Annotated in this window: 30 protein-coding genes and 1 pseudogene; 28 read left to right on the top strand and 3 right to left on the bottom strand. The window is 62.8% G+C overall.

The annotated features are described in order from the left end of the window. From rpsQ to I0K07_RS14215, 21 genes are all read left to right on the top strand, one after another. The gene (rpsQ, locus tag I0K07_RS14315) at nt 1-243 is read left to right on the top strand and encodes a 30S ribosomal protein S17 (protein ID WP_138514310.1); all 243 of its coding nucleotides are present in this window, start codon (nt 1-3) and stop codon (nt 241-243) included. Between the two features lie 32 nt (nt 244-275). Further along, the gene (gene rplN, locus I0K07_RS14310) at nt 276-644 is read left to right on the top strand and encodes a 50S ribosomal protein L14 (RefSeq protein ID WP_203294602.1); all 369 of its coding nucleotides are present in this window, start codon (nt 276-278) and stop codon (nt 642-644) included. Next, nucleotides 644-961 carry a 50S ribosomal protein L24 gene (rplX, locus tag I0K07_RS14305; protein WP_203294600.1) on the top strand — a complete coding sequence of 106 codons (318 nt, stop codon included), beginning with the start codon at nt 644-646 and terminating at the stop codon, nt 959-961. Before rplN ends, rplX begins: the two co-directional genes overlap by 1 nt. Continuing rightward, entirely contained in the window at nt 954-1,514 is a 561-nt protein-coding gene (rplE, locus tag I0K07_RS14300; protein ID WP_203294598.1) for a 50S ribosomal protein L5, read from the top strand. Before rplX ends, rplE begins: the two co-directional genes overlap by 8 nt. Before the next feature lie 49 nt (nt 1,515-1,563). Continuing rightward, nucleotides 1,564-1,869 carry a 30S ribosomal protein S14 gene (gene rpsN, locus I0K07_RS14295; RefSeq protein ID WP_203294596.1) on the top strand — a complete coding sequence of 102 codons (306 nt, stop codon included), beginning with the start codon at nt 1,564-1,566 and terminating at the stop codon, nt 1,867-1,869. A gap of 16 nt (nt 1,870-1,885) precedes the next feature. Then, the gene (gene rpsH / locus I0K07_RS14290) at nt 1,886-2,284 is read left to right on the top strand and encodes a 30S ribosomal protein S8 (RefSeq protein WP_203294594.1); all 399 of its coding nucleotides are present in this window, start codon (nt 1,886-1,888) and stop codon (nt 2,282-2,284) included. Nucleotides 2,285-2,296: 12 nt separating this feature from the next. Next, complete coding sequence (rplF, locus tag I0K07_RS14285; protein ID WP_203294592.1) at nt 2,297-2,830, top strand: 50S ribosomal protein L6; 534 nt, start codon at nt 2,297-2,299, stop codon at nt 2,828-2,830. 8 nt (nt 2,831-2,838) lie between these two features. Further along, the gene (rplR, locus tag I0K07_RS14280; protein ID WP_203294590.1) at nt 2,839-3,201 is read left to right on the top strand and encodes a 50S ribosomal protein L18; all 363 of its coding nucleotides are present in this window, start codon (nt 2,839-2,841) and stop codon (nt 3,199-3,201) included. A gap of 12 nt (nt 3,202-3,213) precedes the next feature. After that, nucleotides 3,214-3,831, top strand: coding sequence for a 30S ribosomal protein S5 (gene rpsE / locus I0K07_RS14275; RefSeq protein WP_238934912.1), 618 nt, complete (start codon nt 3,214-3,216; stop codon nt 3,829-3,831). A gap of 12 nt (nt 3,832-3,843) precedes the next feature. After that, nucleotides 3,844-4,029: a 50S ribosomal protein L30 gene (gene rpmD, locus I0K07_RS14270; protein WP_203294588.1), complete on the top strand. Its 186-nt coding sequence runs from the start codon at nt 3,844-3,846 to the stop codon at nt 4,027-4,029. A gap of 40 nt (nt 4,030-4,069) precedes the next feature. Next, complete coding sequence (gene rplO / locus I0K07_RS14265; RefSeq protein WP_203294586.1) at nt 4,070-4,546, top strand: 50S ribosomal protein L15; 477 nt, start codon at nt 4,070-4,072, stop codon at nt 4,544-4,546. Between the two features lie 33 nt (nt 4,547-4,579). Further along, complete coding sequence (gene secY / locus I0K07_RS14260) at nt 4,580-5,920, top strand: preprotein translocase subunit SecY (protein ID WP_203294584.1); 1,341 nt, start codon at nt 4,580-4,582, stop codon at nt 5,918-5,920. After that, nucleotides 5,917-6,483 (top strand): adenylate kinase, encoded by a 567-nt coding sequence (locus tag I0K07_RS14255; protein WP_203294583.1) that lies wholly within the window; start codon nt 5,917-5,919, stop codon nt 6,481-6,483. The genes secY and I0K07_RS14255 overlap by 4 nt, the downstream gene beginning before the upstream one ends. 143 nt (nt 6,484-6,626) lie before the next feature. Further along, nucleotides 6,627-6,995, top strand: coding sequence for a 30S ribosomal protein S13 (rpsM, locus tag I0K07_RS14250; RefSeq protein WP_203294581.1), 369 nt, complete (start codon nt 6,627-6,629; stop codon nt 6,993-6,995). An 11-nt stretch (nt 6,996-7,006) separates the two neighbouring features. Beyond that, entirely contained in the window at nt 7,007-7,396 is a 390-nt protein-coding gene (gene rpsK, locus I0K07_RS14245; protein WP_138514337.1) for a 30S ribosomal protein S11, read from the top strand. Between the two features lie 77 nt (nt 7,397-7,473). Then, on the top strand, nt 7,474-8,493 hold the full coding sequence (locus I0K07_RS14240; RefSeq protein WP_203294579.1) for a DNA-directed RNA polymerase subunit alpha: 1,020 nt from the start codon (nt 7,474-7,476) through the stop codon (nt 8,491-8,493). Nucleotides 8,494-8,538: 45 nt separating this feature from the next. After that, a complete protein-coding gene (gene rplQ, locus I0K07_RS14235) occupies nt 8,539-8,961 on the top strand; it encodes a 50S ribosomal protein L17 (RefSeq protein ID WP_203294577.1) in 423 nt (140 codons plus the stop codon). A gap of 88 nt (nt 8,962-9,049) precedes the next feature. Next, on the top strand, nt 9,050-10,462 hold the full coding sequence (locus tag I0K07_RS14230) for a Do family serine endopeptidase (protein ID WP_203294576.1): 1,413 nt from the start codon (nt 9,050-9,052) through the stop codon (nt 10,460-10,462). Nucleotides 10,463-10,618: 156 nt separating this feature from the next. Continuing rightward, nucleotides 10,619-10,909, top strand: a complete 291-nt coding sequence (locus tag I0K07_RS14225) for a hypothetical protein (RefSeq protein WP_203294574.1) — start codon at nt 10,619-10,621, stop codon at nt 10,907-10,909. 51 nt (nt 10,910-10,960) lie between these two features. Further along, a complete protein-coding gene (locus tag I0K07_RS14220) occupies nt 10,961-12,277 on the top strand; it encodes a replication-associated recombination protein A (RefSeq protein WP_203294572.1) in 1,317 nt (438 codons plus the stop codon). 67 nt (nt 12,278-12,344) lie between these two features. Next, nucleotides 12,345-12,719 (top strand): hypothetical protein, encoded by a 375-nt coding sequence (locus I0K07_RS14215; protein WP_203294571.1) that lies wholly within the window; start codon nt 12,345-12,347, stop codon nt 12,717-12,719. Nucleotides 12,720-12,723: 4 nt separating this feature from the next. On the opposite strand, the gene I0K07_RS14210 is transcribed toward I0K07_RS14215, so the two are convergent. Then, a complete protein-coding gene (locus tag I0K07_RS14210; RefSeq protein WP_203294569.1) occupies nt 12,724-13,437 on the bottom strand; it encodes a DUF6624 domain-containing protein in 714 nt (237 codons plus the stop codon). Between the two features lie 526 nt (nt 13,438-13,963). Between I0K07_RS14210 and crcB the strand changes: the two genes are divergently transcribed. Together crcB and I0K07_RS14200 are read left to right on the top strand one after the other, a co-directional pair. Then, nucleotides 13,964-14,362, top strand: a complete 399-nt coding sequence (crcB, locus tag I0K07_RS14205) for a fluoride efflux transporter CrcB (RefSeq protein ID WP_203294567.1) — start codon at nt 13,964-13,966, stop codon at nt 14,360-14,362. Next, nucleotides 14,359-15,351 carry an RluA family pseudouridine synthase gene (locus I0K07_RS14200; protein WP_203294565.1) on the top strand — a complete coding sequence of 331 codons (993 nt, stop codon included), beginning with the start codon at nt 14,359-14,361 and terminating at the stop codon, nt 15,349-15,351. Before crcB ends, I0K07_RS14200 begins: the two co-directional genes overlap by 4 nt. A 145-nt stretch (nt 15,352-15,496) precedes the next feature. Here I0K07_RS14200 and I0K07_RS14195 read toward each other — a convergent pair whose 3' ends face one another. Then, nucleotides 15,497-15,817: a DUF1244 domain-containing protein gene (locus I0K07_RS14195; protein ID WP_203294563.1), complete on the bottom strand. Its 321-nt coding sequence runs from the start codon at nt 15,815-15,817 to the stop codon at nt 15,497-15,499. A gap of 109 nt (nt 15,818-15,926) precedes the next feature. Here I0K07_RS14195 and I0K07_RS14190 point away from each other — a divergent pair, with 109 nt between their 5' ends. The 4 genes from I0K07_RS14190 (at nt 15,927) to I0K07_RS14175 (ending at nt 18,813) form a co-directional block, all read left to right on the top strand. Then, nucleotides 15,927-16,622, top strand: coding sequence for an HAD-IA family hydrolase (locus I0K07_RS14190; RefSeq protein WP_203294561.1), 696 nt, complete (start codon nt 15,927-15,929; stop codon nt 16,620-16,622). Then, nucleotides 16,619-17,386: an ATP12 family chaperone protein gene (locus tag I0K07_RS14185; RefSeq protein WP_203294559.1), complete on the top strand. Its 768-nt coding sequence runs from the start codon at nt 16,619-16,621 to the stop codon at nt 17,384-17,386. The genes I0K07_RS14190 and I0K07_RS14185 overlap by 4 nt, the downstream gene beginning before the upstream one ends. A gap of 54 nt (nt 17,387-17,440) precedes the next feature. Beyond that, nucleotides 17,441-18,130 carry a 2OG-Fe(II) oxygenase family protein gene (locus I0K07_RS14180; RefSeq protein WP_203294557.1) on the top strand — a complete coding sequence of 230 codons (690 nt, stop codon included), beginning with the start codon at nt 17,441-17,443 and terminating at the stop codon, nt 18,128-18,130. 143 nt (nt 18,131-18,273) lie between these two features. After that, complete coding sequence (locus I0K07_RS14175; RefSeq protein ID WP_203294555.1) at nt 18,274-18,813, top strand: hypothetical protein; 540 nt, start codon at nt 18,274-18,276, stop codon at nt 18,811-18,813. Here the strand turns inward: I0K07_RS14175 and I0K07_RS14170 are convergent. After that, nucleotides 18,810-19,901: a GNAT family N-acetyltransferase gene (locus tag I0K07_RS14170; protein WP_203294553.1), complete on the bottom strand. Its 1,092-nt coding sequence runs from the start codon at nt 19,899-19,901 to the stop codon at nt 18,810-18,812. The genes I0K07_RS14175 and I0K07_RS14170 overlap by 4 nt on opposite strands. Nucleotides 19,902-20,049: 148 nt before the next feature. Between I0K07_RS14170 and I0K07_RS16095 the strand changes: the two are divergent. Next, nucleotides 20,050-20,189, top strand: a pseudogene (locus I0K07_RS16095) (carboxyl transferase domain-containing protein); the annotation flags it as partial.

The following is a 20,189-nucleotide window of genomic DNA, read 5'->3' as shown; positions in this document are numbered from 1 at the left end:
ATGCCTAAGCGTATCCTGCAAGGCGTCGTTGTGAGTGACAAAGGTGCCAAGACCGTTGTGGTGCGTGTGGAACGGACCTTCCTCCACCCGCTGCTGCGCAAGACGGTTCGTCGCACCAAGCGTTACCACGCACATGACGAAGCCAACACGTTCAAAGTGGGTGACACGGTCCAGATCCAGGAATGTGCACCCAAGTCGAAACTGAAGCGGTGGGAGGTCGTTCCGGCTCAGGCCAACGCCTAAGACCCGGGACCCTTTCCTAAGGAGGATCTGCCATGATCCAGATGCAAACCAATCTGGACGTAGCCGACAATTCTGGCGCCCGCCGTGTGCAATGCATCAAGGTGCTGGGCGGTGCCAAGCGTCGCTATGCCCACGTGGGCGACATCATCGTCGTCTCCGTCAAGGAAGCCATTCCGCGCGGCCGCGTGAAGAAGGGTGACGTGCGTAAGGCCGTCGTCGTTCGCGTGGCCAAGGACATCAAGCGCAAGGACGGTTCCGTCATTCGCTTCGATTCCAATGCTGCGGTGATCATCAACAATAATAACGAGCCGCTCGGTACGCGTATCTTCGGCCCGGTTCCGCGCGAACTGCGCAACAAGAACCACATGAAGATCGTCTCGCTGGCGCCGGAGGTGCTGTAATGGCTGCCAAGATCAAGAAGGGCGACAAGGTCGTCATTCTCGCCGGCCGTGACAAGGGCAAGACCGGTGAAGTCACCAAAGTGCTGCCGTCCGACAACAAGGTCCTCGTGGCCGGCGTGAATGTGGTCAAGCGCCACACGCGTCCGACCCAGACCGAGCAGGGCGGCATCAAGGAAAAAGAGGCCCCGATCCACGTGTCGAACGTGGCTCTGGCCGATCCGAAAACCGGCGAACCGACCCGTGTCGGCTTCACGACGAATGAAGCGGGCGAGAAGGTCCGGGTCGCCAAAGCATCCGGCGAGGTCATCGATGTCTGACGTTGCGACCTATTCCCCGCGCCTGCGTGCGAAGTATCGCGAAGAGATTCGCGCTCGCATGAAGGAAAAGTTTGGCTATGCCAACGACATGATGATCCCGCGTCTGGACAAGATCGTGATCAATATGGGCGTCGGCGAAGCCTCCCAGGATTCCAAGAAAATCAAGGGTGCCCTTGAGGATCTGGAAGCCATCACCGGCCAGAAGCCGGTCAAGACGGTTGCCAAGAAGTCCATCGCGGGCTTCAAGCTCCGCGAGGAGCAGGTGATCGGTGCGAAGGTGACCCTGCGCCAGGACCGTATGTACGAATTCCTGGATCGTCTGATCACTATCGCCCTGCCGCGAGTGCGTGACTTCCGTGGGCTCAATGGTAAGAGCTTCGACGGTCGCGGTAACTACGCGATGGGTCTGAAAGAACATATCGTTTTCCCGGAGATCGACTACGACAAGGTCGAGAAGATCCGGGGTATGGATATCGTTGTCTGCACCACTGCCGGCAATGATGAGGAAGCGAAGGCCCTGTTGGCCGAGTTCGATTTTCCGTTTTCGAACTAACGCAACAGGAGAGCAGGACCGTGAGGGTTCTGCACGCAGGAGGATATAAATGGCGAAGACTTCCGCAGTTGAACGCAATCGCAAGCGTGAACGCCTGGCTCAGCGCTATGCTGCCAAGCGTGCCGCACTGAAAGCGATCGCGCGCAATCAGGAATTGCCGGTTGAGGAGCGTTTTGCTGCTCAGCTGAAGCTGGCCCAATTGCCCCGCAATTCGGCCGTGACGCGTGTGCGTAACCGGTGCGAGATCACCGGCCGTCCGCGTGCGTTTTACCGCAAGCTGCGTATGTCGCGTATCGCGCTGCGCGAACTGGCCAGCCAGGGCATGATCCCGGGCATGGTCAAGTCGAGCTGGTAAGAGAGGGAGACGAAACATGTCCGTGAATGATCCTCTCGGCGATATGCTGACCCGGATCCGCAACGCGCTGATGCGTAACAAGCGGTCCGTGAACACGCCCGCTTCGGCACTGCGCCGCCGCGTGCTCGATGTGCTGAAGAGCGAAGGCTATATCCGCGATTACGCGGAAGTGGACCACGCCTCCGGCATGAAAGAGTTCGAAATCGAGCTCAAGTATTTCGAAGGTGACTCGGTGATCCGCGAGATCAAGCGTATCTCCAAGCCGGGCCGCCGTGTGTATTCCGGCGTCAAGGACCTTCCGCTCGTCCAAAATGGCCTGGGCATCGCCATCCTTTCCACGCCGAAGGGCGTGATGTCGGATGCGACTGCTCGCGAGGCCAATGTGGGCGGCGAGATCCTGTGTCACGTCAGCTAAGGGAGCGAGCCAATGTCACGTATCGGTAAACTCCCTGTCGCCATTCCGGGCGGTGTCAACGTCACTCTGGCGGATGACAGCCTGACGGTTAAGGGTCCCAAGGGCGAGCTCTCGATGCCGATCGTCGAGCAAGTCAGCCTGTCGCAGGGCGAAGACGGTCTGACCGTCACGCCGGTCGACGAGTCCAAGAAGTCCCGTGCCATGTGGGGCATGCAGCGCGCGCTGGTGGCCAACCTGGTTCAGGGCGTCACCGCCGGTTTCGAGAAAGATCTCGAACTGGTCGGCGTCGGCTACCGTGCCCAGATGCAGGGTTCGTCCCTGAAGCTGTCGCTCGGCCTGTCGCACGACGTCATCTATGACGCCCCGGAAGGTGTCACGATTTCCTGCCCGAAGCCGACCGAAGTGAAGATCGCCGGCGCCGACAAGCAGAAAGTCGGTCAGGTGGCGGCTGAAATCCGTCGCTTCCGTCCGCCGGAACCCTATAAGGGCAAGGGCATCAAATATGTCGGCGAATACATTCGCCGCAAAGAAGGCAAGAAGAAGTAGGGCCAGCGATGAAGACTCAACGCGAAAAACAGGTCCGGCGCGCCCAACGCAACCGGATCCGCCTGCGGAAATTCGCCAATGGGCGTCCGCGGCTGTCGGTCCACCGTTCTTCGAAGAACATCTATGCCCAGATCATCGACGATGTGGCGGGCAAGACCCTGGCTTCGGCCTCCTCTCTCGAGGAAGCGGCTCTGAAAGAGCACGGCAAGTCCTGGGACACGAAGGCGGCGGAAATCGTTGGCAAGCTGATTGCCGAACGCGCTGTCAAGGAAGGCGTCAAGGACGTCGTCTTCGATCGTGGCGGTTACATTTATCACGGGCGTGTCAAAGCGCTTGCAGAGGCAGCCCGCGAGGGCGGCCTGAACTTCTAAGGGAGCGGACGTATGGCTCATCAGAACGAGCAACAGCGCGACCGTGGTGACCGCGGTGGCCGTGGTCGCGGCCGTGGCCGTGAGCGCGACCGTGATCAGGATCGCGATGACGAGATTGTAGACAAGCTCGTCCACATCAACCGTGTGGCCAAGACCGTTAAGGGTGGCCGGAACTTCCAGTTTGCCGCGCTTGTCGTGGTCGGCGACACCAAGGGTCGCGTCGGCTTCGGTCAGGGCAAGGCTCGCGAAGTGCCGGAAGCCATCCGCAAGGCGACGGACGAAGCCAAGAAGACGATGATCCGTGTGCCGCTGCGCGAAGGCCGCACGCTGCATCACGACACCAAGGGCCGTCACGGCGCTGGCAAGGTCATCCTGCGCGCTGCGCCTCCGGGTACCGGTGTTATCGCCGGTGGTCCGATGCGTGCCGTGCTGGAAACCCTGGGTGTCCAGGACGTCGTTGCGAAATCGGTTGGCACGTCCAACCCGTACAACATGATCCGCGCCACCATGGACGCGCTGAAGTCGCAGTCGAGCCCGCGCTCGGTTGCTGCCAAGCGTGGTCTGAAGGTTGGTGATCTGGTGAACCGCCGCAATGACGGTGCGTCTTCGCCGGAAGCGATCGAAGCGTAAGGAGCGGGTTCAATGGCTACCAAGACCATCCGCGTGCGCCAGACGGGCAGCCCGATCCGCCGCCCGCAAGATCAGCGTGCCACGCTCGTCGGTCTCGGCCTGAACAAGGTCGGCCGTGAGCGCGAACTGGAAGACACCCCGGCTGTCCGTGGCATGATCGCCAAAGTCAGCCATATGGTGGAAATCGTCGAGGAGTAGGTCCCTTCAGGGGAAACCGCTCGTTCGAATGGAGAACGACATGCGTCTCAATCAACTGCGCGACAATGACGGCGCCGCAAAACTTCGCACCCGTGTGGGTCGCGGTATCGGCTCCGGCAAAGGCAAGACCGGCGGTCGCGGCGTCAAGGGTCAGAAATCCCGTTCGGGTGTGGCCATCAAGGGTTTCGAGGGCGGCCAGATGCCGCTTCACATGCGTCTGCCGAAGCGCGGCTTCAACAAGCCGAACCGCAAGGCCTATGCCGAAGTGAACCTCGGACGCCTGGAGAAGGCCATTGCTGAAGGCAAGGTCGATGCGAAAGCCGCGATCAACGCCGAAGTCCTCATCGCGGCCGGCCTGGTCCGTCGTGAACTGGACGGCATCCGCCTCCTTGCGAAAGGTGAGCTCAAGTCCAAAGTAGACATCACCGTCGCCGGTGCCTCCAAGGCGGCCATCGAGGCTGTTGAGAAGGCTGGCGGTAAAGTGACCGTCACCGTTGCCGAGCAGGCCGCGGACTAAGCGACTTCACGCTGACCTTTCGGGGACTGGTTGATGGCTTCAGCAGCTGAACAGCTCGCACAGAACATGAGTTTCAGCTCCTTCGCGAAAGCGAAGGAGCTGCAACAACGTATCCTGTTCACGATCGGGATCCTGATCGTGTACCGGATCGGAACCTTCGTGCCGATTCCGGGGATCGACCCGGAACAGTACGCTCAGCTCTTTGAACAGTTTCAGGGCGGTATCCTGAGCATGTTCAACACGCTGGGCGGCGGGGCGGTCGAGCGCATGGCGATCTTTGCGCTCAATGTGATGCCCTATATTTCCGCATCCATCATCATGCAGCTCATGTCTGCCACCATTCCTTCTCTCGAAAAGATGAAGAAGGAAGGCGGCGAGCAGGGGCGCCAGCAGATCAACCAGTACACCCGGTACCTTACCGTGGTCCTGGCCACGGGCCAGGCGCTGGCGATCGCGCTGCAGATGAATACGGTGTCGCCGGAGGGCCTGTCCCTGGCGGTGCACCCGGGACCCTTCTTCATCGTCTCCACCGTGACCACGCTGGTCGGTGGCACGATGCTGCTGCTGTGGCTGGGTGAGCAGATCACCTCTCGCGGTGTCGGCAATGGTGTCTCGCTGATCATTTTCGCCGGTATCATTTCCGCAGTGCCGGGCCTGCTGGGCAATGCCTTCGGTCAGGCCGCCTCGGGCGCCATCACGCCGGCAGTCTTCTTCTTCGGCGTGTTGATGGTTCTGGCCGGTCTCGTCCTGGTGGTGTTCATCGAACGCTCCCAGCGCCGTCTCCTGGTCCAGTACCCCAAGCGCCAGCAGGGCAATCGCATGGTGGGCGGGGATACGTCCTTCCTGCCGCTGAAGCTGAACACGGCCGGCGTCATTCCGCCGATCTTCGCGTCCTCGCTTCTGCTGCTGCCGGCAACGGCCGCCCAGTTCCAGGCCCAATCCGGCCCGCAATGGCTGCAGACCGTGGTCGCCTATCTGGGTGCCGGTTCGCCGCTCTTCCTGACGCTCTATGCCGCGCTGATCATCTTCTTCTGCTTCTTCTACACCTCGGTTGTGTTCAACCCGGAAGATACTGCAGACAATCTGCGCAAATACGGCGGTTTCCTGCCGGGCATCCGTCCGGGCATCCGGACCGCCGAGTACATTGATTTCGTGCTGTCGCGTCTGACCCTGATCGGTGCGATCTACCTCGTCATCATCTGCATGGTTCCCATGCTGATGGGTGGTGGCGCTGCGATCGCCCTGGGCGGGACGTCCATCCTCATCGTGGTTTCGGTGACGATGGATACCGTGTCCCAGGTCCAGTCCCACCTGCTGGCTCACCAGTATGAGGGCCTGATCAAGAAGTCGAAACTGCGGGGGCGCAAGCGATGAATATCATTCTGTTCGGACCGCCGGGCTGCGGCAAGGGAACCCAGGCCAAGCGTCTGGTGACCGAGCGTGGCTGGGTGCAGCTTTCCACCGGTGACATGCTGCGTGCCGCGGTTGCGTCCGGTTCCGAACTCGGCAATCGCGTGAAAGCGATCATGGATGGCGGCAATCTCGTTTCCGACGAGATCGTCATCGAACTGATCGAAGAGCGGCTGCCGGAAGCCGAAGCGGCGGGCGGAGCCATTTTCGATGGTTTCCCGCGTACCGTGGCCCAGGCCGAAGCCCTGGATGCAGCGCTCTCCAAGCGCTCAACCAAGGTCGACGCAGTCGTCCGCCTTCTGGTGGATGATGCCGAACTCGTAGCGCGCATGGAAAAGCGGGCTGCCGAGGAAGGCCGCGCCGACGACAATATCGAGGCCTTCAAGGTTCGCCTGAATGCCTACCAGGAGCAGACCGCTCCGCTGCTCCCCTTCTATGCCGATCAGGGCAAGCTGCGGGAAGTGGAGGGGATGGGCTCCATGGAAGAAGTCGCGGCTCGTATCGCCACGGCACTGGATGAGAAGTGACACACACCTGTTGCAACCCCATTGACGGGGTGGCAACGCTGACTGTAGATAGCGCCCTTCGCGAAACGGGCGAGCACATGCGGCGACCGAAAGGTTGCCCATTGGTTCGTCCGTGAATGGCGTTCTGACTTAGGAGATGGAAAGTGGCCCGTATTGCCGGCGTCAATATTCCGACGAACAAGCGCGTTGAAATCGCGCTTCGCTACATCCACGGCATTGGCCCGGCCAAGGCGAAGGAGATCTGCGAGCAGGTTTCCATCACGCCCGAGCGCCGCGTCGCCGACCTGACCGATGCAGAAGTCCTGCAAATCCGTGAAGTGATCGACCGCGATCACCTCGTGGAAGGGGATCTGCGCCGTGAAGTCGCCGTGAACATCAAACGCCTGATGGACCTGGGCAACTACCGTGGCCTGCGCCACCGTCGTGGCCTGCCGGTCCGCGGTCAACGCACCCACACCAATGCGCGTACGCGCAAAGGTCCGGCCAAGCCGATTGCCGGCAAGAAGAAGTAGGGCCCTGACAGATGGCTAAAGAACCGAGCCGCGTCAAACGGCGCGAACGTAAGAACATCACGTCGGGCGTGGCCCACGTGAATGCCAGCTTCAACAACACCATGGTGACCATCACGGACGCCCAGGGGAATGCGATTTCCTGGTCCTCCGCCGGTCACATGGGCTTCAAGGGTTCGCGCAAGTCGACCCCGTATGCTGCCCAGATGGCTGCTGAAGATGCCGGCAAGAAGGCTATCGAGCACGGTATGAAGACCCTGGAAGTCAAGGTCTCCGGTCCGGGTTCGGGGCGCGAGAGCGCGCTGCGTGCGTTGCAGTCGGTGGGCTTCACCATCACCACCATTCAGGACGTCACGCCGATCCCGCATAACGGGTGCCGTCCGCCGAAACGCCGCCGCGTCTAATTCTAGACGTCAAGCGCATTTCGCCTGTTGAACGCGCCGCTGGAAAAGCGCGCGGCTGATGAAGGGGCAGTAAGAACGTGATCGAGAAAAACTGGCAAGAACTCATCCGCCCGATGAAGCCGGAAATCGAACCGGGCCACGACCCGGAGCGCCACGCGAAGATCATCGCCGAACCGCTGGAGCGTGGCTTCGGCATGACGCTCGGCAATGCGCTTCGTCGCGTGCTGCTGTCCTCGCTTCAGGGCGCGGCTGTCACCAATGTCCATATCGATGGCGTGGTGCACGAGTTTTCGTCGATCGACGGTGTGCGTGAAGACGTCACCGACATCGTCCTGAACATCAAGCAGATCGCCCTGCGCATGCATGGCGAAGGCCCCAAGCGTGTCGTGCTGAAGAAGTCCGGCCCGGGTGTCGTCACTGCTGGTGACATCGAGGAAACCGCCGACGTCGAGATCGTGAACAAGGACCTGGTCCTGTGCACGCTGGACGAAGGTGCCGAGATCCGCATGGAATTCACGGTGAATACGGGCAAGGGCTATGTCCCGTCCGAGCGCAACCGTCCGGAAGATGCTCCGATTGGCCTGATCGGCGTTGATGCGCTGTACAGCCCGGTCAAGCGTGTCTCCTACAAGGTCGAGAACACCCGTGAGGGCCAGGTTCTGGACTATGACAAGCTGACGCTTGAAGTGGAGACCGATGGTACGGTCACGCCGGAAGATTCCGTGGCTTTCGCCGCGCGCATCCTGCAGGACCAGTTCCAGATCTTCATCAATTTCGAGGAAGCCGTCGAGGCCCGCCCGGCCGAGGACGACAAGCCCGAGCTCGACTTCAACCCGGCGCTGCTGCGCAAGGTCGACGAGCTGGAGCTGTCGGTGCGTTCCGCGAATTGCCTGAAGAACGACAATATCGTCTACATCGGCGACCTGATCCAGAAGTCCGAGGCGGAAATGCTCCGTACCCCGAACTTCGGCCGCAAGTCGCTTAACGAGATCAAGGAAGTTCTCGCTCAGATGGGTCTCCACCTGGGCATGGAAGCGCCGAACTGGCCGCCGGAGAACATCGAAGATCTTGCCAAACGTTTTGAGGATCACGTCTAGGCAGCCGCCGGGAGGCGCCTGAACCGGACCTGAGGAGATAAAGCCATGCGTCACGGCATCGCACACCGCAAACTCAATCGCACGCACTCGCATCGCAAAGCCATGCTGGCCAATATGGCCTCGTCGCTGATCGAGCACGAGCAGATCGTCACCACCCTGCCGAAGGCCAAGGAATTGGCCCCGTTCATGGACAAGCTCATCACGCTGGCAAAGCGCGGTGATGTGCACGGCCGTCGTCTGGCCATGTCGCGCGTCCGTAACGAGGACCAGGTCAAGAAGCTGTTCGACACGCTGGGCGGCCGTTATTCCGAGCGCAATGGTGGTTACACCCGCGTGCTGAAAGCCGGCTTCCGTCACGGCGACAATGCGCCGATGGCTGTCATCGAGCTGGTTGATCGCGACCCGGCCGCCAAGGGCGCTGCCGATCGTGCCCGCCTCGAGGCGGAAGAAGGCATGACTGAAGAGTAAGCTCTCGGTCAGCACAGGTTCAGGGAAAGGCGGCTTTGCTCTTGCAAGCCGCCTTTTTCATGTCTCGAACACGGCCTATATGGACACCATGATCAAGAATATCCTGCTTGCCTCCGTCCTCATCTCCGCGCCGGTTGCGGCGCAGGAGACCGGTTTTGCCCCCGACGCCGCCTTGCCCCAGGACCGGATTGTTCCGGACAGCCGGGCCGAGGTTCAGCTCTCCTTTGCGCCGATTGTGCGCGATGTGACGCCGGCCGTGGTCAATGTCTATTCGCGCCGCGTGGTGCAGAACCAGCACCCCTTCGCGAATGATCCGGTCTTTTCGCGCATGTTCCGCAGCCAGCCGCAGGAACAGAATTCCCTCGGGTCCGGCGTGATCGTCGACCCGTCGGGCGTCATCGTCACGAATAATCATGTCGTGGCGAATGCCACCGAGCTGCGGGTCGTCCTGGCCGACCGCCGCGAGTATGAGGCGGAAATCCTGCTGACCGACGAGGCCACGGATCTGGCCGTGCTGCGGGTCAATACGGACGAGCCGCTGCCTGTACTGAACTATGACATGTCAGGCGATATCGAGGTCGGTGATCTCGTCCTGGCCATCGGCAATCCCTTCGGTGTCGGCCAGACGGTTACGTCCGGCATTGTTTCCGCCCTGGCGCGGACCGATGTGGGGCGCAGCGATTTTGGCTCCTTCATCCAGACCGATGCTGCCATCAATCCGGGCAATTCCGGTGGCGCCCTCGTGGACATGGATGGCGAGCTGGTCGGTGTGAACACGATGATCTTCTCGCGCTCGGGCGGATCGAACGGGATCGGCTTCGCCATTCCGGTGGAGATGGTCCGCCGCGTCGTCGACACGGCGCTGGGTGAGGGCGAGTTGATCCGGCCCTGGCTGGGTGCCCGTCTGCAGCCGGTGGATAATGATCTCGCCCAGGCCCTCGGCCTGGACCGGCCGCGCGGCGCTCTGGTCGGCGAGATCTATCCGGATGCGGCTGCCGATGATGCCGGCCTGCAGCAGGGCGATGTGATCCTGGCCATCGACGGACGCGACATCAATGATGAGTCCGGGGCCCGGTTCCGCATGGCGACCCGTGCCGCCGGTGATGCGGCCCGCTTCACGGTCCTGCGCGACAATCGGGAAGTCGAGGTCGATGTGAATGTCGAGGCGGCACCGGGAAACAGTGATCCGCTTCCCTTCCAGCCGGAAGGCCGCAATCCGTTCAACGGGGCGGGTCTGGTGGAAATGTCACCGGCCTTCAATGAGCGTGTCGGACTGGACCCCTTCCTGGACGGGGTGATCGTGTCGGGTGCAACGCGCCGTTCCATCGCAGCGCGTTTCGGCTTCCGGCCGGGCGATCTTGTGGTGGAAGTCATGGGCCAGCCGGTCCGCGACATGGATGATTTCGCGGACCTGCTCAGCCGGCATGATGGCGAACGGGTCTGGCCGGTCGTGGTGGAGCGCCGGGGCCGCCGCTATGAGACAGCCCTGCAGCTTTATTGAGGTCCAGCGCTTCATCGTGACCAGGCTCCGGACGTGACCGAAAGGGTCCCGCAGCTTGGCAGGCTGGCCGAAGAGCGCCTCGGTTTCGCCCCGCTCTTGCGGTAATCCGGCCCTGTGGCGCATGCTGAGCGCCGTGAGAGGGCAGGAGGGTGAAATATGGGTTGGTGGAAGGCTGAGCTGCAAATCGTCGCTCTGGCAGCCGTCTGTGGCGCCTTGTCGGGATGTTTGACGGACGCCGAACTGGTTCGCGAGGAGCGCCGGCAGGAGCGGCTGCGCCTGCAGGAAATGGTCGCGAATGGCGAATGCCGGGAGCGCCCGCGCACCGGACAGCGCACCCGCATGGTCTATGAATGCGGCGAAGTGAATGACGAACAGGTCACAACAGCCCAGGAATCGGTGCGGCGTATCCAGAACCAGGGTGCGATCTGTGGCGGCGCCAACTGCTGACCGGCCGTCCGGGCGGGTGTCCGCAAGGCGGCGGCATGGCAAACTATCGCGATGACGACCCTGTTCGAATCAGCCGGCCTTGAGGCCGAAGCCCCGCGTCCTTTGGCGGACCGGCTGCGGCCGCGCACTTTGGACGAGGTCGTGGGCCAGGATCATCTGCTCAAGGGCGATGGGCCGATCGCCCGCATGCGGGCGCAGGGGCGGCTGGCCTCGCTGATCCTGTGGGGACCGCCCGGCGTGGGCAAGACCACGACGGCGCGCTTGCTGGCCGAGGATAGCGGGCTGGAATTCGAACCGCTCTCGGCGGTCTTCTCCGGTGTTGCCGATCTCAAGAAAGCCTTCGAACGGGCGCGGGCCCGCCGCCAGTCCGGCCGCGGCACGCTGCTCTTTGTCGACGAGATCCACCGGTTCAACCGCGCCCAGCAGGACGGTTTCCTGCCCGTGGTGGAGGAAGGGGTAGTGACGCTGGTCGGCGCCACCACCGAAAACCCGTCCTTTGAACTGAATGCGGCCCTGCTGTCGCGCTGCCAGGTCCTGGTGCTCAAACGGCTGGATGATGAGGGGCTGGACCTCCTCATGGAACGGGCCGAACAGGAAATGGGTCGGGAACTGCCCGTGGATGAGGGCGCGCGAGCCGCCCTGCGGGCGATGGCGGACGGGGATGGGCGCTATCTGCTCAACCTGGTCGAAGAGGTCTTCACGTTCGACTTCCCCGAACCGGTAACGGCCCGGCGTCTGGCTGAACTCCTGAACAAGCGTCCGCAAGCCTATGACAAGGACCGGGACGAGCACTACAATCTGATCTCGGCGCTCCACAAATCCGTCCGCGGTTCCGACCCGGATGCCGCGCTGTACTGGTTTGCCCGCATGCTGGAAGGCGGCGAGGATCCGCTATTCCTCGCCCGGCGTCTCGTGCGCATGGCGTCCGAGGATATCGGCCTGGCCGATCCGACCGGTCTGATGATCGCCGCAGAGGCCGCGCGGACCTATGAGCGGCTGGGATCACCGGAAGGTGAGCTGGCGCTGGCGCATGCCGTGGTCCATCTGGCTACAGCACCCAAGTCCAACGCGGTCTACACGGCGTACAAGAAGGCCCGGCGTCTGGCCAAGGAGACCGGCTCTCTCATGCCGCCGGCGCATATCCTCAACGCCCCGACCCAGCTCATGGAGAGCCAGGGCTATGGCAAGGGCTATGAGTACGACCATGATGTCGAGGGCGGCGTGTCTGGCCAGGATTATTTCCCCGATGAGCTGAAACGCCGGCCGGTCCTGTACGAGCCCAAGGATGTTGGCCGTGAGGCCTCGATCCGCGAGCGCCTGTCACGTTGGCGCGCCTTGCGCGAGCAGCGCCGGAATTCGCGTGAATAAAGCGGTGCTTGCCTGAAGCGGGGAACAGGCGAATCCTCCCGGTTCACGAAACTCTGGGGGGAATTCGATGACACCGATCCGCATCAATCTGACTTTGGGCCTGCTCTGGCTGTTGCTGGGCATGCTGCTGGGCGAGCATATGGGCCGGTCCGGCGATCACGGGCAAATGCCCACCCATGCGCACATCATGCTCTTGGGCGGTGTGCTCTCGATCGTCTGGGCCATGATCTACAAAGTGTTCAACGTCCAGATCGGCCTGCTGGCCTGGGTGCAGACCGGTCTGCACCAGCTGGCCAGCCTGGTCATGATCGTGGCGCTCTACTTTCTGTACGGCCAGCTGGCGGACCCCGCCGTGACGGGCCCGATCCTGGGCATCGCCGCGATTGGCGTGATCGTGTCGCTGCTATTGGTCATCGTCCAGACGCTGCGGACCAAGCTCTAGCGCGCTAGTCCTCGCCGTCGCCCGTTTCGGCAGTTTCGCTTTCGCAGGCTTCGCCTGTGAAAGCCGCCGGATCGAGCGGCGGCAGGCCCAGCGCCGCGCGGCGCTCGTCCAGGGCTTCCGGTTCCAGGATCGGGGCGAGTGCGGTCTGGCCCGCTTCGCAGAGCATCTGCGTGCCATAGGGCTGAGGCTGGCCTTCGGCGACAGCGAGGCTGTCGGCCATGCCGGCAAAGGCTGCGCCGTCATAATTCCCGCTCAGCGCGACGGGTTCCAGGGCGGCGATAATGGCCGGCTGCGAGGTGTCGTCCCGCTCGGCCCAGCGCAGGATTTGCTGCGCCATGTCCGGCGCTTCCGCATAGAGAATGGGGAAGTATTCCGGATCCAGCTGGCCGATGGCCCAGCGATTATTCTCCGCTTCCAGCTGCGCGATCTCCACGGAGAAGGCGCGCATGATCTCAACCTGGGCCCCATCCTCCAGATCGGTGCGTCCGATGACGGGAATGATCAGGCTGGGCAGATAGCGTTCGCGGGCCCGCCGGGCGGCCAGCTCTGCGGCCAGCTCGACGTAAGAGACATGCTGATAGCCGATCTCTTCGATCAGGGTCGCCGCATCGGTTGGCGGGCCGGTCGGCTCGCTCACTTCGGATGCGGGCGGCTCATCGGTTTGAGGGGCCGGGGCATCCTGCACAAGCAGGATTCCAGCGAGCGCTGTGAGCAACATGACACGATCTCCTGACTGAAGCGCCAGTCTAGGGTGTTCACGCCCACTGCCAAGAGCGCAAACAAAAAGCGGGAGCTGTAGGGGCAGCTCCCGCTCTTGTTTGAGGGTCTCGATCCGACCGGTACGTGCTGTCTCGTGAGGCGGTGAGGCAGCAGGGACCGGGATCGTAGCCGTTCAGGTCTTAGGCAACCGCGCCGGACAGCGCGATCGTCATGGCCCCAAACACACCGGCCACGAAGAGGATGTTGATCACCGTCGACAGGGTTGAAGTGACGCGGTCCATCTTGAAGTCCTTTTCTCTTGGCGAGACCGGGCCCTCCCGGTTCGCGTCTTGGTAAATAAGGACTTAGCGAAATTCCGGAAGAGCTATTTCGCGAATGCAGCATTGCAAAAATGCATATTAAACGTTTGTTAGCATGACAAATAAGAAAGGGTGGTTGGGCGGAGCCTGCGGCGAGACATAGCGGGCGACCGCTGGAAAGCCATTCTGCTTGCGTCATGTCCGCCTGCGCCGTATCGAGCCGCCATGACAAATCTCTTGCTGATCGGCGCCGGGGGCGCACTCGGTGCAATCTCGCGCCATCTGGTCGGGCGGGCCGCTTTGCGCTGGCTTGGGCCGGACATGCCGCTGGGTCTGCCTTGGGGTACGCTGGTGGCGAATGTTCTGGGCGGGCTGATCATGGGGCTCCTGGTCGGTTGGCTGGCCCTGTCGGGCCGGGGCGCGATGGATCATGATATCCGGCTCTTCGGCGCTGTGGGATTACTGGGCGGGTTCACCACCTTCTCCGCCTTCTCGCTGGAGCTGGCCCAGATGATTGAGCGCAAGCAGATGATGCTGGCCTTTTCCTATGCTGCAGGCTCTGTCCTGCTCTGCCTGGGCGCGGTGTTTGTCGGATTGTTCGTGATGCGAAAGGTGTTGGCATGAGTGGTGTTCAGACCCTCAAGGTCGAGCCGTCCGAGGATGGCTCCCGTGTGGACCGCTGGTTCAAGCGGCGCTTCCCCCATGTCTCCGCGATCATGGTCCAGAAGCTCTGCCGCAAGGGGCAGATCCGGGTCGATGGCGGCCGTGTGAAAGGGGATAGCCGGGTCTCTGCCGGTCAGGAAATCCGCATTCCGCCGCTGCCCGAGCCGAGCGAGCGCAAGCCGAGGCCGCGCCTGTCGGACGAGGATATCGATTTCGTCCGCTCGCTGGTCATCTATGAGGATGCCGAGCTGATCGCCTTCAACAAGCCGGCCGGTCTGGCCGTGCAGGGCGGATCCAAGACGACGCGCCATCTGGACGGTCTGCTGGATGCGTTCGGCGAGGGGCTGGAGCGTCCGCGCCTGGTGCACCGGCTCGACAAGGATACGTCCGGTGTCGTGATCGTGGGCAAGGGGCCCAAGGCGACGGCGAAACTGGCCAAGGCCTTCCAGTCGCACAAGACGAAGAAAACCTATTGGGCGATCGCCCTGGGTGTGCCCAAGCCGAAAATGGGCGAGATCAAGGGCTTCATGAAGAAGGCCGCCGGAGCTGGCGCTGATTCAGAGCGCGAGACCATGGTCGCCGCCCGCCATGGCGATGAGGGCGCCAGCCACGCCCTGACCCGCTATGTCGTGGTGAGCGAGGCCGGCCAGAAAGCCGCCTGGGTGGCCCTGCGCCCGGTGACGGGGCGGACCCACCAGCTGCGCGTCCATCTGGCCGCCATGGGCCATGCCATTCTCGGCGACCGCAAATACACCTGCGACCGCGAAGCGCCGGAAGATCTCGACCGCCGGCTCTGCCTGCATGCCCGCCGCCTGGAAATTCCGCGCGAGGGCAAGAAGCCGCTGGTCCTGACCGCGGACCTGCCGCGCCAGACCCAGAAGATTTTCGACACGCTGGGCTTCTTCGCCAATGAGATCGAAGAAGCGGCGGTGGAAGAGGATCTGGCCTAGTTCTTCGCTCTGAACTTGTTCCGATCCAACACCGTCATCCCCCGGCTTGTCCGGGGGACCTCACCCATCCTGCCGACAGGTTAGCTCAGGTCCCCCGGATGCCCTTTGGGCCCCGTGGGATGACGGGTGAAAATAGCGCCGGTACTCAGTCTGCCTTGGCCGCTTGTTTCGCCTTGAAAGCCGCGATCTTTTCCGGACTGGCTTCAGCCTGGTGGTTTGCTTTCCACTCGGAGTAGGGCATGCCGTAGACGCGTTCGCGGCCAGCCTCCCTGGAAACTTCCAGGCCGCGTTCGGCGGCCGCTTCGCTCCACCAATCGCCCAGGCAGTTGCGGCAGAAATCGGCCAGCAGCATGAGATCGATATTCTGGACTTCCTTGTGGGCGTCCAGATGCGCCAGGAGACGGCGGAAGGCGGCGGCGTCCAGTTCGGTGCGCTGGGCGTCGGTGAGATCGGCGGGTGAGGTCATGGCACGCAACTCCGGTTCGGCGGGGATGCATAGCTAGCATGCCGCGCCCCTGTCTTGCCAAGCGGCAAGCAGGCTTCTATCTCGCGGGCAAGCCCCAACCGGAGACGCCATGTCCGCCCCGCTCAAACTCGCTGTCTGGGATATTGACGGCACGCTGATCGACAGCCGCAAGGTGATCCAGCAAGCCATGGAACGAGCCTTTGCCCGCGCCGGCCTGCCGCCGATCGAATATGACCGCACCCGCACGATTGTCGGGCTGGAGCTGACCGAGGCGATCGCCCGCTTGGCGCCGGAAGACTATCCCGCCGAGCGCATCTTGCAGCTGGCGACTTTCTACAAGGAAGCCTTCGTGGAACAGCGCGCCGAGAGCGGGTTCGAGGAACCGCTCTATGAGGGTGCGCTGGAGACGGTGGAGCGGCTGGCCGATGAGGGCTGGCTGCTGGGTGTGGCGACGGGCAAGGCCCGGCGCGGCCTGGATATCGTTTTCGGTCATCATGATCTGCACCGCCTGTTCGATACGCTGCACACGGTGGATGGCGGACCGGGCAAGCCGCATCCGCGCATGGTGCTGGATGCAATGCGCGAGACCGGCACCGATCCGCATCAGGTGGTGATGATCGGCGATACGCGTTTCGACATGGAAATGGGCCGCAATGCCGGTGTCCATACGCTGGGCGTCAGCTGGGGTTTCCATACCGAGGACGAGATCCGCGAGGGTGGGGCGCATTCCATCCATCATGACTTTGGCGCGCTGAATGCGGCGCTGGACGCCTTCGGGGCAGGTGTGGAAGGACGGGTCGCATGACCGAGAAATACGAAACCAAGCCCGGCGTGCGCCTGCCCAAGCCGGAAGATGCCCGCCCGAAACGCTTCTACGAGACCGTCTCTGTGGAAGCCGTGGAGACCGGCTATGCCGTCCGTCTGGATGGCCGCGCCGTGAAGACACCGGCCAAGACGTCGCTGGAAGTCCCGACCGAGGCGCTGGCCCGGCTGATCGCGGCGGAATGGGAGGCCCAGGGCGAGCGGATCGATGCGCCGTCCATGCCGACCACGCGCCTGTGCTTTGTCGCGCTGGACCGGATGGGCGAGGCCCTGGACGCCACCGTGGCGGAAGTCACGCGCTATGCCGCGACCGATCTTTTGTGCTTCCGGGCACCGGACCCGGCCGAGCTTGTGGCTGCGCAGGCCGCAGCCTGGGATCCGATGCTGGCCTGGATGGACACGAGGTTCGGCGCGCATTTCGTGCCGGCGACGGGCGTGCTGCCGGTCGACCAGGATCCGATCGCCCTGCAGCGCGTGATGGCCAAGGCCGGCGAGCAGGATAAATGGCGACTGACGGCTCTGGCCCATGCCACGGCAGTGTGTGGTTCGGCCATTCTCGGCCTGGCCCTGCTGGAAGGCGAGATTGATGGCGAGAAGGCCTTTGCCCTGTCCACGATCGATGAAGCCTTCCAGGCCAGTCATTGGGGTGAGGACAGCGAGGCCGCCGAACGTCTGGCCCTGTTGAAGACCGAGCTGGTCGCGGTCCATGCCATGCTGCGCGCTTTGGACGCGGCTGGCGCGGTTTGAAGCCGGGCCAAGCTGCGTTAGATTGCCTCGCATAAACTGATCGGAGTGGATGTGATGGCTGAAACCGTCGCCGAAAACACCAGCGCTGAACCCCCCAAATCCGGCAAAACCGGGCCGGGCGGCATGATGGATTTCGACGCGCTGCGGTCGGCCCGCCTGCGCACCGAGCCCTATAATTATTTCGTCGCCGAAGGCGCGCTCACCTCGGATGAGGCCGCCGATGTGCGCCGGGATTATCCCGCCATCAACAAGCCGGGCTATTTGCCGCTCTCCAAGCTGGAGGCCACAGGCGAGTTCCAGCGCCTGATGGAAGACCTCAACTCCGCCGAACTGGCCGAAGTCCTGACCGAGAAATTTGGCGTCGATTTCACGCAAAAGCCGCGCATGATCACCGTGCGCCGCCTGTCGCAGCTCTCCGACGGTCCGATCCACAATGACTCGAAGTCGAAAATCCTGACCATGCTGACCTATCTCAATGCCGAGTGGGATGGCACGGGTGCCGGCTGTATCCGCGTGCTGAACGGGCCGAAGGATTTCGACGACTTCACCGAGGAAGTCCCGCCGCTGGCCGGCTATGTCTTCGCCTTCCTGCGCGATGATCATTCCTGGCACGGGCATCTGCCCTTCGAGGGTGAGCGCTATGTGGTGCAGACCACCTTCCTGACCTCCCAGGAAGAGCTCGACCGCAAGGAAAACCGCGGTGGCCTGCAGTATTTCCTGAAAAAGCTGAACCCGTTCCAGTAACGGGCATTTGCGGATGTCTGTCCGGCTCGTGCCGTACGATCCCGCCTGGGCGTCTGGCCCCATACGGGCTGACTGAACCTTCCCGGCTTTGTCTGTCTGACGGCATGGTCTAGGCTCTCATTCAGCAAGCGAAGGGGGATATCATGCGTGCACTTCTGGCAGTGGGGATTGTCTGGCTGGCCGGCATGGCCGGGGTTCAGGCGCAGGCCTATCAATCCGGTCTCTATGATGGCCGCTCCATTCCGGGCTGGACCTATTCGGAATCCGGCTCCCAGGCTGCCGGACTGCCGACCTGGTATCCGTCCGATGGATCGCAGACCCAGGATGGCTCCAATTGCAATATCGGCTCATCGCCGGTGAATGGCAGTGCCGCGGAATGGAATGATTATTTCTCCAGCGTCACGCCGGAGAGTTTCCGCCAGCAATTGCGTGCGGCCGGCACGGATGCGACGCAGGGCTATCTGACCGAAGTCGTCACCATCAATGGCCGTCCCAGCATGCGCAATCTCCTGGCGGCCAATGCCAGCGGTCAACAGCTGGAATTCATGATCGTGTCGATCAGTGGCGCGGACACGCTTGTCACGGTGACCTGCACGACCATGCGAGGCCAGCTCCTGCCCCGGATGACGGCATTCTACGACTTCGCTGAAGGGCTGACGCTGTATACGGCGTCGGCACGCTAGAGAGCGTGCACGCTGGCCCATTTGTCGATCCGGCGGATCGCCTTGCCGGGCCAGTTTGACGCCCGGCCCAGGGGCAGGGATTGGGCAAACCGGTCCAGCCCGCGACCCGCGGCAATGACGGCCTGGGTGAGGGAGGGGCGCTGCGCCTGGCCCGAGACCACGCCGAAACCGGCATTGCCCAGACGGCGTTTGAAGTCGTAATCGCCCGGACCCATGTGGATCTGTGTGATCCCGTCACGGCTGAGCTCCCGCGCCATTTCGCAATAGAGCGACAGGCCCGGCCCCAGATTGGCGTGTTCCGGCCAGAAGACCGGGAACCAGTAGTGCAGCACGCTCTGGGAGCGCATGCCGAAATGGGCGGCGGCCAGCTGGCCATCGATCTCCAGCGTGGAGAGCAGGCCGCGCAGGCCCGGTTCGCGGGTCTCGAACAGGTCCAGGATCGTGGCCTGGACCCAGGGCGCGACGAAAATGTCGAGGGCATGGGTCCGGCGATATTGCTCGCGCTTGGCGGTGATCAGCGCGTCGAGGGCTTCCGGCCGACGGTCGTCAATGCGGAAGACGACCTTGGCGTCCAGATTTTCCAGCTTGCGCAGGCGGGCGCGGATATTGCGCATCGCCTTGGCGTCATTGGCGGCGCACTCGGCCATGAAGGCGTCATAGCCGCGGGTCAGGTCGGACACCCAGGAGATCTCCGGCGGGCCGTCGCAATGCTTCAGGAAGGCGGTCTGGTCGGCCAGCGCCCCATGGAAGGCAAAGACGCCGAAGCCGGCGCTCATCAGCGCGGCCTCCAGGTCCAGTTCCGGCTGGTCGGTGATGAAGCCGTGATGATCGCCCAGCGGCCCCCCGATCGGACGGGCCACACCGGAACGGGACAGATGCATCGGCAGGAAGCCGGCCAGCGTTCCGTTGCGGGACACGATCAGAATGCGCGTATCGGCCCTGTGGGTGGCCAGGATTTCGGTGAATTCAGGCGCAAAATAGGGTGAGGCCAGCGCGAAATTGCTGTCCTGCATGGCCTTCCAGGCCATCCGCTGACCGTCTGTCAGCTGATCCACCGTGATGATTTGCGTCGAAATGCCCGGCGCCATCTGGCCTTGCTCCCCCTGAGGTTTCCCTGTTGGCACTGCAAAATGCGCGCCGATCCGGAGCGGCCAAGCACACTCGTTTCATTGCCTGTCCGGCCCGGCCTCTGCTATCGAGCAGACACACAAGATTTTCCGGGGAAGGAAGCCTTTGATGAAAGACGTTCTCGATCAGCTGGAAGCCAAGCGTTCTGCGGCCCGTCTGGGTGGTGGTGAGGCGCGGATTGAAGCGCAGCATGCCAAGGGCAAGCTGACGGCGCGCGAGCGGATCGAGATGCTGCTGGATGATGGCTC

Source organism: Maricaulis parjimensis (assembly GCF_016817355.1).
Lineage (GTDB): Bacteria > Pseudomonadota > Alphaproteobacteria > Caulobacterales > Maricaulaceae > Maricaulis > Maricaulis parjimensis.
The sequence above is the reverse complement of the archived record's forward strand: the minus strand, read 5'-3'. Positions and strand labels throughout refer to the sequence as shown.